The organism is Leucobacter sp. 1207-22, assembly GCF_052850455.1.
On record NZ_VXCR01000002.1, the window covers coordinates 13683 to 27856 of the forward strand.

Annotated in this window: 12 protein-coding genes; 9 read left to right on the forward strand and 3 right to left on the reverse strand. The window is 59.3% G+C overall.

From position 1 onward, the window contains the following. Positions 1-68 precede the first annotated feature (68 nt). A complete protein-coding gene (locus FW756_RS03230; protein ID WP_446428755.1) occupies positions 69-1868 on the reverse strand; it encodes an AMP-dependent synthetase/ligase in 1800 nt (599 codons plus the stop codon). Positions 1869-2016: 148 nt separating this feature from the next. Here FW756_RS03230 and FW756_RS03235 point away from each other — a divergent pair, with 148 nt between their 5' ends. Both FW756_RS03235 and FW756_RS03240 read left to right on the forward strand, forming a co-directional pair. After that, positions 2017-2700, forward strand: coding sequence for a lysophospholipid acyltransferase family protein (locus FW756_RS03235; protein ID WP_446428756.1), 684 nt, complete (start codon positions 2017-2019; stop codon positions 2698-2700). Between the two features lie 134 nt (positions 2701-2834). Continuing rightward, positions 2835-4166: a class II 3-deoxy-7-phosphoheptulonate synthase gene (locus FW756_RS03240; protein ID WP_446429198.1), complete on the forward strand. Its 1332-nt coding sequence runs from the start codon at positions 2835-2837 to the stop codon at positions 4164-4166. A gap of 36 nt (positions 4167-4202) precedes the next feature. Here FW756_RS03240 and pknB read toward each other — a convergent pair whose 3' ends face one another. Further along, entirely contained in the window at positions 4203-6140 is a 1938-nt protein-coding gene (pknB, locus tag FW756_RS03245; protein WP_446428757.1) for a Stk1 family PASTA domain-containing Ser/Thr kinase, read from the reverse strand. 95 nt (positions 6141-6235) lie between these two features. Here pknB and FW756_RS03250 point away from each other — a divergent pair, with 95 nt between their 5' ends. Further along, complete coding sequence (locus tag FW756_RS03250; RefSeq protein ID WP_446428758.1) at positions 6236-6568, forward strand: Rv2175c family DNA-binding protein; 333 nt, start codon at positions 6236-6238, stop codon at positions 6566-6568. Between the two features lie 189 nt (positions 6569-6757). Beyond that, positions 6758-8188 (forward strand): M20/M25/M40 family metallo-hydrolase, encoded by a 1431-nt coding sequence (locus FW756_RS03255; RefSeq protein WP_446428759.1) that lies wholly within the window; start codon positions 6758-6760, stop codon positions 8186-8188. A 131-nt stretch (positions 8189-8319) separates the two neighbouring features. On the opposite strand, the gene FW756_RS03260 is transcribed toward FW756_RS03255, so the two are convergent. Further along, complete coding sequence (locus FW756_RS03260; protein ID WP_446428760.1) at positions 8320-9420, reverse strand: polyprenyl synthetase family protein; 1101 nt, start codon at positions 9418-9420, stop codon at positions 8320-8322. A gap of 82 nt (positions 9421-9502) precedes the next feature. On the opposite strand from FW756_RS03260, the gene FW756_RS03265 reads away from it, so the two are divergent. The 5 genes from FW756_RS03265 (at position 9503) to FW756_RS03285 (ending at position 14157) form a co-directional block, all read left to right on the forward strand. Further along, on the forward strand, positions 9503-9889 hold the full coding sequence (locus FW756_RS03265; protein ID WP_446428761.1) for a DUF3040 domain-containing protein: 387 nt from the start codon (positions 9503-9505) through the stop codon (positions 9887-9889). A 443-nt stretch (positions 9890-10332) separates the two neighbouring features. Continuing rightward, a complete protein-coding gene (mraZ, locus tag FW756_RS03270; RefSeq protein WP_446428762.1) occupies positions 10333-10764 on the forward strand; it encodes a division/cell wall cluster transcriptional repressor MraZ in 432 nt (143 codons plus the stop codon). Between the two features lie 14 nt (positions 10765-10778). Then, entirely contained in the window at positions 10779-11750 is a 972-nt protein-coding gene (gene rsmH, locus FW756_RS03275) for a 16S rRNA (cytosine(1402)-N(4))-methyltransferase RsmH (protein WP_446428763.1), read from the forward strand. After that, entirely contained in the window at positions 11747-12313 is a 567-nt protein-coding gene (locus tag FW756_RS03280; protein ID WP_446428764.1) for a hypothetical protein, read from the forward strand. The genes rsmH and FW756_RS03280 overlap by 4 nt, the downstream gene beginning before the upstream one ends. A gap of 47 nt (positions 12314-12360) precedes the next feature. Then, complete coding sequence (locus tag FW756_RS03285; RefSeq protein WP_446428765.1) at positions 12361-14157, forward strand: peptidoglycan D,D-transpeptidase FtsI family protein; 1797 nt, start codon at positions 12361-12363, stop codon at positions 14155-14157. The last annotated feature ends 17 nt before the right edge of the window (positions 14158-14174 follow it).

Sequence of the window (14174 nt, forward strand, 5' to 3'; positions counted from 1 at the left end):
GCGCTGAGGGGCGACACACTTTTCATGTGTCGCCCCTCAGCGCGTTTTCAGCTCTTTTCGGGTGAAACTCAGTGCGAGTAGATCGCGTCGATCTCGCCCGCAAAATCGCGGAGGATCGCGTCTCGCTTGATGCTGAGCTTTGGTGTGATGTGTCCGTTCTCCTCAGTAAACGTCAGTGGGAGGATAGTGAACTTGCGGATCGATTCTGCGCGTGACACGTACAGGTTGGCGCGGTCGACAGCGTTCTGAATTTCTTCGCGAACCTTGGGGTTGCGCGCGGCCTCTGCGAGGGTCATGTGTTCGTCTTCGCCGTTGTTCGCGAGCCATGCCGGAAGCATTTCGGGATCGAGTGTGACGAGCGCGCCAATGAACGGCCGCTGGTCGCCGACGACGACAACCTCACCGACAATGGTGTTGCTGCGGATCGGGTCTTCAAGCGCAGCTGGGGCAACGTTCTTGCCGCCGGCGGTCACGATGATTTCCTTCTTGCGGCCGGTGATCGTGAGGTAGCCCTCGTCGTCGAGTGCACCCAAATCGCCTGTGCGGAAGAAGCCGTCGCTTGTGAAGGCCTTTGCAGTTGCTTCTGGATTCTTCCAGTACTCCTTGAAGACATCGAAGCCCTTGACGAGAATCTCGCCGTCCTCGGCAATGCGAATAGTGTGTCCTGGAAGTGCAGGGCCCACCGTGCCAATCTTGAAACGGTTCGGCAAGTTCACGCTGACAGGGGCAGTGGTCTCGGTGAGCCCATAGCCCTCAAGAATCTTGACACCGAGGCTTCGATAGAAATGGCCGAGGTAATTGCTCAGGGGAGCAGAGCCTGAGATCGCATACGTGACATGACCGCCGAGCTTCTCGCGAAGCTTGGCGTACACGAGCTTGTCGAAGAGCTGGAACTTCACGCCGAGCATGAACGGAACCTTGCCTGCATCGACCGCCTGGGAGTGCGCGACAGCGACCTTGGCGGCCGCGCGGAAGATCTTGCCCTTGCCATCAGCTTCGGTTGACTGCTCGGCTGAGTTGTACACCTTCTCAAATACACGCGGCACCGCGAGGATGAACGTGGGGTGGAAGGTTCCAAGCGCCGGCAGCAGCTTCGACGTGTCGGCCTGGTGGCCGACACGTACACCTTCTGAGACTGCAAGCACTGAAATGAACCGTGCGAACACGTGCGCGAGCGTCACAAAGAGCAAGGTAGATGCGCCAGGCTGCTGCACAACCTCTGACAAGCCAGCTGAGGCATTGTTCGAGAGATCTACAAAGTTCGAGTGGGTGAGGACACAACCCTTCGGACGCCCAGTCGAACCAGACGTGTAGATCAGCGTCGCCATGTCGCCTCCGACCGCGATGGAGCGGCGGCGTTCGATCTCTTCGTCAGCGATGTCCTGACCAGAAGTAAAGAGCTCGGCGAGTGCATCGCGATCGAGTCGCCACACGAGATCTACGTGAGGAAGCTCAGAAGCAACCTCGTGGAAACGGGCGGCCTGCTGGTCGGTCTCGGTCATGAGGCCACGGGCACCTGAGTCCTGCAGAATCCAATGCAGCTGGAGTGCAGAAGACGTCTCATAGATGGGGACCATGACAACGCCCGCGTAGTGCAGGGCGAAGTCAACGAGCGTCCATTCGTAGCTGGTCTTCGCCATAAACGCCACGCGGTCGCCAGCCTGGAGGCCGCTCGCGACGAATCCCTTCGCAAGCGCGATAACTTGGCGACGGAAAGCAGAAGCGGTGATGTCGTCCCAGCCGCCAACCCCGTCTGGCGTGGCAAACAACACGCGATCGGGTGTTGACGCAACGCGTTTCTCTAGGAGGTCAGAAATGTTCGTCTCTGGGTGGGAGGGAACAAGTGCGGGGGTTTCGGCTTGTTTCACGGCAACTCCTTCGGGACGTCGTGCGATCCGTAGCGGGCCAAGTCGTGTGACGAAACGCCCCGCGTGATTGGATACAGCTTATACGTATGGCTGTATTCCGCTACGTCTCTTGTATCCTTGTTGCAGCGAGGAAGGGAAGCCGCCGACTGTGCTCTATTGGATCTTTAAACACCTACTTATCGGCCCACTATTGAAGACGATCTATCGTCCGTGGGTTGAGGGCTCAGAGAACATTCCCTCGAGCGGGCCAGTCATCCTTGTCGGAAATCACCTCTCAGTGATTGATTCATTCGTGCTTCCCGTCATGGTGGACCGACGTGTCTACTTCCTTGCGAAGAGCGATTACTTCACCGGCAAGGGCCTCAAAGGCTGGATCGTGAAGTCCTTCATGCTTGGCGTCGGTCAGCTGCCGATCGACCGTTCTGGTGGAAAAGCTTCTGAGGCTTCGCTCAATACTGGTCTTTCTGTTCTCGAGCGTGGCGACGTGCTTGGTATCTACCCTGAGGGCACTCGCAGCCCAGACGCCAAGCTGTACCGCGGGCGTACCGGTGTGGCGCGTCTCGTACTGGAGTCGGGCGCAACCGTAGTTCCGGTCGTCATGATTGACACCGAAAAGGCCATGCCGATTGGCGTGAAGGTGCCTCGTATTCGGCGAATCGGCACGGTCATCGGCAAGCCGCTCGACTTTAGCCGTTTCGCTGGCATGTCTGCAGACCGCTTCGTATTGCGAAGTGTGACGGACGAGATCATGCTCGAGATCCAAAAGCTCAGTGGCCAGGAGTATGAAGACGTCTACGCCTCCAGCGTACGTAACCGTGCACCAGTGCGATAAATCACGTGTGCTCCCACTAGGCTGAAGGAAACGTGCATGCGGCGTAGCTGATACACGTTGAATTGATAAGTTTTTAAGCACCAAGGAGAGCAGAGAACGTGACTGGTCGACAGCAAAACGTTACCGATGAGCAAATCTTCGCGGAGCTTGATCACTATCTGAAGCTTGAAGCCAAGCAACAGCCAAGTTGGCCGAGCTTGGATGCCCTCGACGTTGCAAAGCGTGAGCTTTCGACACAGCCACCGCTCGTATTTGCAGGCGAAGTTGATGCATTGCGTGAGCGTCTCGCTGAGGCGGCACAGGGCAAAGCGTTCCTGCTCCAGGGCGGCGATTGCGCTGAGACGTTTGAGGCTGCAACGGCGGACAAGATCCGCGACCGTGTGAAAACACTGCTGCAGATGGCCGTCGTGCTGACCTACGGTGCATCGCTCCCAGTGATCAAGGTGGGCCGCATGGCCGGCCAGTTCGCAAAGCCGCGGTCAAGCAATGAAGAGACCCGTGAAGGTATCACGCTGCCGGCGTACCGCGGTGACCTGGTCAATGGATACGACTTCACCGAAGAGTCGCGTACTGCTGACCCCTCGCGACTCGTGCAGGGCTACCACGTCTCTGCTTCGACCTTGAACCTGATCCGCGCCTTCACCCATGGCGGATTCGCGGACCTGCGTCAGGTACATGCGTGGAACCGTGGCTTCGTTGCGAATCCAGCGAACCAGCGCTACGAGTCGCTCGCTGCTGAGATCGATCGTGCGCTCCGCTTCATGGAGGCGTGCAAGGTTGATCACGCTGCCCTCTCGCAGACTGAGTTCTACGTCAGCCACGAGGCGCTGCTGCTCGATTACGAGCGTCCGCTTGCGCGCATTGACTCGCGCACTGGTGAGCTGTATGGCACCTCGGGCCACATGCTGTGGATCGGTGAGCGGACACGAGACCTCGATGGTGCGCATGTCGACTTCCTGTCGAAGGTGCGCAACCCGATCGGTGTGAAGCTGGGGCCGACCGCGACAGTCGAAGACGCTGTTCGTCTGATGGACAAGCTCGATCCTGAGCGTGAGCCTGGTCGCTTGACGTTCATCACGCGTATGGGTGCTGGCAAGATCCGCGATGTACTCCCTGGCATTCTTGAAGGTGTGAAGCGTGAGGGGTCGACTCCGCTGTGGATCACCGACCCGATGCACGGCAACGGAATCACCTCATCGACTGGCTACAAGACCCGTCGCTTCGAAGACGTCATGGACGAAGTACTTGGCTTCTTCGAGGCTCACCGCGAGGCAGGTACATTCCCCGGCGGCGTGCACGTTGAACTCACCGGTGATGACGTCACTGAATGCCTCGGTGGTGCAGAAAACATTGACGAAGAGGCGCTTGCTACGCGCTACGAATCAGTGTGCGATCCGCGTCTGAACCACCATCAGTCGCTCGAGCTGGCGTTCCAGGTCGCTGAGGAGCTGAAGCGCTCGGTCTGATCCCAGCCGGAGCCGTTGTGGCGCTCAAGTACTCGCTTAGATGTACTTGAGCGCCACTTTCGTTCCTGCGGGGTGCTTGCTGCCAGCCTTTGGCTTGGTGCTTTTCACCTCAACAAGATCACCAGCGATGCCCTGCGGAATGACGCCGGTGTCGACCTCGAAGCCGGCCGCGCGAAGCTCTTCAACGGCCTCGTTGAGACTGCTGCCACGCACATCAGGGATCTCGAAGAGCTCGGGGCCCAAAGAGCGCGTGATCGAGAACGTGTCGCCTGGGCGAACCGGGTCTGTGCTCATCCTGGCAGACAGCACGAGACCCTCCTTCATGTTTGGGTCGTAAGCTTCATAGTCGTCGGAGTCGTCGTGCACGAGACCTGCGCCCTCCAAAGCGGAGATCGCCTCGTCTGCCTCCATGCCAACAACATTCGGAAGCGGGCCAGCAGAGACGACGAGATTGATCGTGCTCTGCTCCGGGAGAGTCTCTCCGACGACCTCTTCCGCCTCGTTGAGCGCGGCAAGGACCGTTCCGGCCGCGGCCTCATCGAATCGAGTGTCGACGACGCTGCCGTACACAAAACGAGCATCTGCAATGGCTTGCTCAGCCTTAGCAGTTGTGAGACCCACGAGTGCAGGGATTGGCAATTGCTCAGGCCCAGTGGAGACACACACCTGAACTGAGGACTCACGATCAACTCGCACACCGGCAGCGGGCTCTGTGCTGACGACTTTTCCGACTGGGATATCAAGGCTTGAACACTCAGCGGTTTGCATAGTGAGGTCGCGTTCGGAGAGGAGCGTTTCTGCCGCCTCGGGTGTCTGACCAATGAAGTCGGGGATTGCGACCTGTGAGCCGGGACCCTGACCAAACCAGAAGCCCAGCCCGCCTGCAACGAGAATAGCAGCAGCGCTCGAAAGCGCAATGGTGCGGCCGCGACGACGTCGGCGTTCAGCATGTTGCTGGGCCGTGGTGACCGGGGTTGTTTGCTCTGCGCTCACCGGGGGTGCCGCAGCTGCGACGTCCACCGGCGTAACACCTGCGATCGGCGCGTCAGTGAGGGAACCGAGTACGGTTGTCGCTGGTGTTGGGTGATCCGCCTCTGGGAACTCATGAAGCACCAGGGTGTCCGGTACTCGGTACGGATCAGAGCGAAGGTCTCGCAGGACTTCAAGGGCTACGCCCGCGTCAGCTGGCCGTTCCTCTGGCGTGCGACGCGTCAACCAAATAACGAAGTCATCGATTGCTGGTGTCGACGTTGGGGAGGCCTCTGAAGGCCGGGGGACCGTCGAGTGCGCATGCTGGTAGGCGATCTGCATGGGCTGCTCACCGGTGAACGGCTGCGCGCCAACGAGCATCTCGTACAGCATGATGCCGAAGGCATAGAGATCGCTACGCGCATCTGCGATGCCGCGGGTCACGAGCTCAGGGGAGAGGTAGGCAATGGTTCCCAACAATGCCTGACCGGTTGTCGTGTTTGCGCTGACCTCACGCGCAAGACCAAAGTCACCGATCTTGATGCGACCGTCATCGACGAGCATGACATTCTCTGGCTTCACATCGCGATGCACGATGCTGGCCTCGTGCGCAGCTGCGAGCCCGGCGAGCACAGCCTCAGAAATCTCAAGCGTTTCGTCAAGCGTCAGACTCTTGCGGCTCTTGAGAAGATCTCGCAGCGTGATGCTTGGGAGGTACTCCATGATGAGGTAAGAGCGCCCGAGGTCTTGCCCCTGGTCAAACACGTTGACGAGGTTTGGATGAGATAGCTGTGCAGCACTTCGCGCTTCGCGGTCAAAACGCTTTGTGAAGTTTTCGTCCTCAGAGAGGTGCTGGTGCATCACCTTGACCGCCACTTTGCGGTGGAGGCGGATGTCATCCGCGAGGTAGACCATAGCCATGCCGCCACGCGCGATCCTGGACAGGATCGTGTAGCGGTCCTCGAAGGTTTGCCCGATAAGCGGGTCCGTGGGATGGGTGGTCACCGTCAAAGTCTATGGAACATTCCTGCGTTCTTTGGCATGCGCGCCGTAGGTCTCGCGCGTTGCGTCAAAGAGTCTCGAGTGGCAAAGTTGTATGTGTGAGCGAGCAGCGTTATCTGGCAATTCCTGACCTAGTTGAAATTTTTGGTGTAACTCCGGGCCGTGTGCGCCGGATGATTGAGGAGCGTTACCTCCTCGCGGTGCGCGTTGATGGCGTACTGAGCGTTCCAGAAGAGTTCGTGCTCGACGGTGAACCCGTTGCCGGTGTGCGCGGCACTGCGCTTGTGCTGCTTGACGCTGGATTCTCGGAGACCGAGGCCGTTGAGTGGATGCTTGCTGAGAACGAGGAGCTTGGCGCTCGCCCCATCGATGAACTGCGACTTGGTCGCAAGGCTGGCGTGCGTCGCGCAACGCAGGGTTTGGCGTTCTGACACACGATTGGTAAAGAAACCCCCGCTGCACGTGTTGTGCGCGGGGGTTTTGTCTTGAGTGCGCTGATCTCGTTGCCCGTACGCACTTTGGGGTGAACTGGCCTGAACGCCGCGAGTAGGCTGGAGCATGAGCCGAATCGGCAAACAGTGTTGCCCGCCGGGGCAACAGAGAGTGAAGGAAGGCAGCTCATGGCATCTGAAGCTGACAAGCATCCGCGCGAGGCCGCGATTCGTGCGTACGTTCGAGAGAACTTTGCTGACACGATTGAGGACCTCAAGCGCCTCGTTCGTATCCCCTCGGTGTCGTGGCCAGCGTTCGACCACGAACCGCTTCAGCGCACCTCGGCTGAGATTGCAGAAATGCTGCGCGAAACCGGCATTTTCGACCTGGTAGATGTGCGCCGCGCACCGGTCGATGTTCAGCCAGAGGGCGCGACTGAAATGGAGCTCGGTCAGCCAGCCGTCGTCGCGCGCCGTGAGGCGAAGAATGGCCGTCCGACGGTTCTGCTGTACGCACACCATGATGTTCAGCCTCCCGGCGACGAACAGGAATGGGAATCGCCCGCCTTTGAGCCGACCGAGCGTAACGGACGTCTGTACGGACGCGGAGCCGCAGACGACAAGGCCGGTGTGATGTCGCACGTCGGGGCGATCCGCGCCCTGGCTGACACTATTGCAGCTGATGGCGGGGATCTTGATCTTGGTATTGCGCTCTTCATCGAGGGCGAAGAAGAGTGGGCATCGCAGTCATTCGGCACCTTCCTGCGCGAGAATCGTGACGTCCTTGCCGCCGATGCAATTATCGTTGCTGACTCAGGCAACTGGGACGAGAAGACTCCCGCGCTGACTGTCGCGCTGCGCGGAGCTGTCGCATTCAACCTGCGCGTTCGTACGCTTGGACACGCATCGCACTCTGGCATGTTCGGCGGCGCCGTGCCTGACGCAATGATGGCGACAGTCAAACTGCTCTCAACACTGTGGGATGAAGACGGCGCGGTTGCGGTTTCGGGTCTCACCTCTGCTGATATTGCATCGCCTGAGTATGACGAGGCGCGTCTTCGCGAGGAGTCGGCACTGCTTCCTGGTGTTTCAACCATCGGTCGCGGTGAGATTCTTTCTCGCATCTGGGCGCAGCCGGCGATTTCGATCACCGGTATCGACGCACCGAGCATTGAGAATGCATCAAACACGCTCATTCCCGCAACACGCGTGCGTGTGAGCGCACGTGTCGCACCGGGCCAGGACCCGGACGAAGCATACGCTGCGATTCGTCAGCACCTCGAGGAACGTGCCCCGTTTGGTGCGGAGCTCGAATTTGAGGACGCCGGTCTCGGTCAGGCGTTCCTTGTCGACACGAGCGGTTGGGCCGTGTCTGAGGTGCGTGGCGCAATGGCTGATGCGTGGGGCGTTGATCCTGTCGACATGGGGGCTGGCGGATCGATTCCGTTTATCGCTGAGCTCGTTGACGAGTTCCCCAACGCAGAGATTCTTGTCACCGGTGTTGAAGACCCGGATGGTCGCGCGCATAGCCCGAATGAGTCACTGCACATCGAAGCGTTCGAGAAGTCGGTGCTCACTGAGGCGTTGTTCCTCTCGCGGTTGAATGAGCGAGGCGAGTAACACTCGCATGCAGTGAGGCCATGTGGTCCTCACTCATAGAGGATGCCCCCTGCAGCTCTAGTGAGCGACAGGGGGCATCCTCTTCTCTAGGTGGCACTCGAACTGCGCATGACGAGTTACGAGTGATGGGGCTATGCGGCGCGCTTGCCAGCCTTATCTGCGAGCTGCGCAAGGCGAAGCGAAGCCTCTGCATCAATGGGTGCCCGCGTAATGGTTTCAAGAGCACGCTCGAGATTGCCTGCAATCATGCTCTCAACTTCGTCGACTGCTCCACTGTCGCGGATGGTGCGCTGCAGCATCGCGATCTGCTCAGCATCAAGGTCGGTGCCGAGGAGATCGTCGAAGATGCGCTGCTGTGTTGGCTGCAGGCCTCGTCGCGCGAACGCAACGAGTACCGTACGCTTCCCCTCGACGAGATCATCGCCACTGGGCTTGCCGGTGAGTTCTTCATCACCAAACACGCCGAGAATGTCGTCGCGAAGCTGGAACGCGATACCCACGGGAAGTCCGAATTCTGCGAGGGCACGCTCCTGCTCGGCTGATGCGCCTGCGAGTGCTGCGCCAAGGAGGAGCGGGGCTTCAACGCTGTACTTCGCTGACTTGAACACGAGGACGCGGGTGGAGCGGGCAATCTGTTCTTCGTGATCGGCAAATCCGGGTCGCTGCTCCTCGACGATGTCAAGGAACTGGCCAACCGCAACCTCAGACCGCATGCGGTTGAAGTGGCCTCGCACGGCACGCGCAGCAGGAGCATCTTGAATGCTGACGCACGCGCGGTCGAGGAGTTCGTCCGACCAGGACTGCAGAAGATCGCCGAGCAGAATTGCGCCAGAAATTCCGAAGTGATCGGCGGATCCGCGCCACGACTTCAGCTGATGCTGAGCGGCAAACTGCTGATGCGTCGATGGGCGACCGCGTCGCGTGTCTGAGCGATCAATGACGTCATCATGAATGAGAGCTGCCGCGTGGAACAGTTCGAGAGAGCATGCGAGATCGAGCAGAGCACTGAACTCAGCGTCGATGTCTTTGTGTACTGAGAAGGGGCGGATCGCACGAAAGCCTTGTACCGCAAACAGGGCGCGGAAACGCTTTCCGCCGGTCAGGAAACCAAGTGCCTCATCGAGGAGGGGAGTCGCGTCCGGGCCCAGCGCGGTGAGCGCCTCGCGGTGGCCGGCGACCGTATCGTTCAGGCGCTCCTGGAGAAGCCCTGCGAGTCTCGTTGTTTCATCCACGGCAACTAGCCTAGCTGTAGGTCAGCGGCGTAGACTGGTGGAGCTGACAACAGTCAGCATGTTATGTGGGAGGTACAGGGAGATGGCCCTTTCTGAGCACGAGCAGAGACTGCTCGATGAGATGGAGCGTCGCTTCTATCAGAGCGAAGCAGATGTGCTTCCTACAAGTGGCGCTAGTCGCCCTGCCCTGAGCTATCGAATGATCGTGCTTGGCACGCTCATCACGCTTGCTGGTGTCGGTGTCATGGTTGCTGGCGTAGCCGCGCAGCTGCTCTGGCTTGGGCTCATTGGTTTCGCTGCAATGGTTGCTGGCGTTGTGCTGTTCTTTACTCGTCGTGAAAAAGAGATTGGCGTGACCGATGCAAGCTCGGCGCGGTCGAGCGCTGCACCAAAGTCTGCTGCGGCAAAGGAGTCGTTGAGCGACCGCATGGAGCGTCGCTGGAATGAACGTATGGAGGGGGAGCGCTAGACGCGCGTTTCGCTTCAAAGACCCGGGCAACTCGTTGAGAGTTGCCCGGGTCTTTTTTGTGCGCGCAGATGAGGCCTGCCGAGGGGAATAGTCGCAAAAGTTGTGTTCGGCGAATGCCGAGGCCGGGATGCGCCACGCTGAGGGCGGCGTGTCGACACGGGGCCTGTTTGTTCGGATTGTGTCACCTCTCCACAATCGCTCCACTTTGCTCCACGGATGATGTTAGTTGCCCGATCTGCGGTGCTGTGTTCGCGAAAAGACGCGAAATTTGTGATGTCGAGATCACTTCGCAGATGCGTGAGGTGGCCTAACTTCGAGTGTTGCGTTTCGCGTGTTTTCAGTGATGTTTCACATAATTCAATTCTTATTCCCAAAAACTGGTGACTAGTGGAGTGAAGTGGAGTACTGTGGGGTCAACGCAACGGTGAGGAAGGGAGAGGACTATGTTCCTTGGTACTTTCACGCCGCGCTTGGATGAGAAAGGACGCCTCATTCTTCCGGCGAAATTCCGGGCAGAACTGGCAGACGGACTCGTCATCACCCGCGGGCAGGAGCACTGCCTGTATGTGTTTAGTGAGCGCGAATTTGCGGAGATGCACGACCGAATCAGGCAGGCGCCGGTGACGTCGAAGCAGGCCCGCGATTACCTGCGCGTGTTTCTGTCCGGAGCTCACCCTGACTCGCCTGATAAGCAGCACCGGGTGACTATCCCTCAAAGCCTTCGTGATTACGCGGGCCTCGACCGTGAACTTGCCGTTATCGGCGCTGGTTCACGTGCTGAGATCTGGGACGCCGAAGCATGGACGCGCTACCTGTCGGAACAGGAAAGCGCATTCTCTGAGATCGAGGAAGAGGTCATTCCCGGAATGTTTTAGCCGGGAGATCAATCATGAATCACCACATCGAACAGGATCCGCGCGACCTTCACATCCCAGTCATGCTCGATCGGTGCATCGAGCTTTTGGCTCCCGCGATCGGCGCAGAAGGTGCCGTCGCGGTGGACGCAACGCTTGGCATGGGCGGTCACAGCGAGGCGCTGTTGGAGCGCTTCCCGAACCTCACCGTTATCGGTCTTGACCGTGACACCCAAGCGCTTGCACTCGCGGGCCGGCGACTTGAACGGTTCGGCGACCGGTCGATCCGCGTGCACGCCGTGTACAACGAGATTGGCGATGTCGTTCGTCGCCTTGGCTTCAACCGAATTGACGGCGTGCTGTTCGACTTGGGCGTCTCGTCGCTCCAGCTTGATGCAGCTGAACGTGGCTTCGCGTATGCGCAAGATGCGCCGCTTGATATGCGCATGGACCAGACCTCAGGAATGACGGCAGCTGACATCGTCGCGACCGCCCCAGAAGGCCGTCTACGAGAGATTTTCGAACGGTACGGCGAGGAGCCGCTTGCAGCGCGGTACGCTCGCGCGATTGTCGCAGCCCGCGAGGAGGCGCCCATCGAACGTAGCGGTCAGCTGGTTGACCTGCTGCAGGAAGCAACACCAGCAGCAGTGCGGAGCCAGCGCCACCCGGCGAAGCGCGTGTTCCAAGCGCTTCGTGTCGAGGTGAACGCTGAGCTTCGCGTACTGGCAGAGGCAATTCCTGCAGCAATTGACTCGCTTCGTGTCGGTGGCCGACTCGTCTCGATGGCGTATCAGTCACTTGAAGACCGCATCGTCAAGCGTGAACTTGCACAGCGTGCGAAATCAACCACTCCAGCGGGTCTTCCGGTGGAGCTGCCTGAACACAGCCCCGAGGTCAAGCTGTTGACCCGCGGCGCTGAAAAGGCAAGCGAAGAAGAACAGCAGACGAATCCCCGTGCGATCCCCGCACGCCTTCGTGCAGCTGAGAGACTGAGGGAGCGTTCATGAGTGCACAGCCCGTTCGTCTACCGGTAGCACCGCTTCCGGATCGCATTCGCGAGGAATCTCCTCAGCATCTGCGCTCAGTGATCGCCGAGCCGCAGAAAAAGCGTTCACGCGTCGTCGTGGTCTCTGCGGTGCTCGTTGGCGTGTTTCTCGGCCTTCTCGGTATCCAGCTTGCGTTGAGCATCATCATCTCAAGTGGCGCGTATGAAGCGCGCGCACTGAAAGTCGAGGAACGCGATCTGATGCGCGTTGAGCGCGTGCTGTCGCAGAACATGGACAAGCTCTCCTCGCCACAGAACCTCGCTGCAAACGCAGCGCAGCTCGGCATGGTGGAGAACCTGCATCCCGCAACGCTGCGACTGAGCGATGGGGCGATTCTGGGCACGTTGGAGACCGCTACCTCTGAGGTGCGTGAAAACCGGGTGCCGAACGCGACGCTCGCAACCCTTGCGCCGGTGGATGCTGCGGGTCTGACCGCTGACCAGTCGGCTGCGAAGTCTCAGGCTCCCGCGACTTCAGCCCCGGTACGCTGGAAGGGCAAGCTTCCTGCGCCTGCTACTCACTAGTCAGCGCTGCGGCGCACGCTGGTAACTCACCACAGGAGGGGAAGAGTATGAACCGTACCTTTCGGGGTGTTCCCGCGCGTAGCGCATCCGTCCTCGTTGTCATCGTCTTTATGGCGTTGCTCTTTGCCATTCAGCTCATTAATTTGCAGGTGGTTTCGGCATCGGCGCTGAATGAAGAGTCGGCATCAAAGCGCGCTGTTCCTGACGTGATCAAGAGCGTGCGCGGCGATATTGTCGACCGCAACGGCGAGGTGCTCGCGACGACCGACGAACGATACGACGTTCAGCTTTCACCGAAAAACACCAAGGTGAACGGTGGCATGTTCTACCGCAAAGTTGAAGGCGGCGGCATCGGTACGGTCGAGGTGACTTCTGCGCAAGCATTCGAAGAGATTGGTGCCATCACTGGTCAATCCGGCGCCGAGATTCAGAAGATTGTTGACGACGCACTTGAAGAGGACCCGAAGTCTGACTTCGCATATGTGAAGCGTGGAATTGATCTCGCCCAACTGCAAAAACTGAAGGCACTCGACATTGACTGGCTGACGTTTGCGTCGCACCACAAGCGGGTCTACCCGAATGGTGCAGTGGCCGGCAACCTGGTCGGCTTCTCTGGCGCTGATGAAGAGCCGCAGGCAGGCGTCGAGGTCTCTCAGAACGAGTGCCTCGCTGGTGTCGACGGTGAAGAACACTATGAACGCAGCATGGACGGTGTGCCCCTGCCTGGAAGCGTGGTGACCACGCGCGAGGTAGAAAATGGCGGAACCGTACAACTCACCATCGACCGTGATCTGCAGTGGCAGGCACAGCAGATCATCAACACTCAGACGGAGAACGTCGGCGCTGAGTATGGGTACCTCACGATTATGGACGCGAAGACCGGAGAGCTTCTCGCGGTAGCGGAAGACGGTTCGGTCGACCCGAACGACGTTGACGCCTCTGAACCTGATAAGCGTGATGCACGTTCCTTTATTCGCCCGTATGAGCCTGGCTCGACCTTCAAAGCGGTGACGGCAGCGGCGCTGATCGACTCGGGGACCGCCACCCCAACTTCACAGCACCTCACGCCGATGCGGTGGGAACCAGAAGACGGGGTGACGTTCGGCGACTCGACAGTTCACGACGAGATGCCGTGGACCCTGACTGGAATTCTCACCGAATCGTCAAACGTTGGTACGGCCTACTTCGGCACGCAGATGTCAAACGAAGAGCGCTACAAGTACTACCAAAAGTTTGGTTTCGGTATCTCGACGGATGCCGGCATGCCCGTCGAGGACTCTGGGCTGCTTTATGAGCCAAGTGAGTGGGACCGCCAGAGCGTGTACAACATCACCTTCGGTCAGGCGATTTCGAGCACGATCATCCAGACCGCCGGTGCATTCCAAGCCCTCGCAAATGATGGGGTGCGGATCCCACCAACACTGGTGAAGAGTTGCACGAATGATGACGGTTCCGTCACAACATACGATCATGGCAAGCCGGTCCGTGCGGTGTCCGAGGAAACTGCAGATTCAGTTGTTCGAATGCTCGAAACGGTCGTCACCCATGGTTGGTACAGCGACATTGCGGTCGTTCCCGGCTACCGAATCGCCGGAAAGACGGGAACCGCAGAGCAATCTGATGGTGAGGGTGGCTACCGTGCTGACTACGTGTATTCGTTCGCAGGGGTCTTCCCTGCCGACGATCCGCAGTATGTAGCGGTAGCATCGATTGGGTTCCCGAGTTCGGGCGAAGGTGGTGTAGCCGCCATCACGGCGTTCCGTGAGGGGGCAGAAGCCACGATTCGTGCCTTCCATGTTCCGCCCTCCACGGGGGAACTTGATCCTTACCCCATTGAGTACTAGACCCGCGCCCAGCGCAC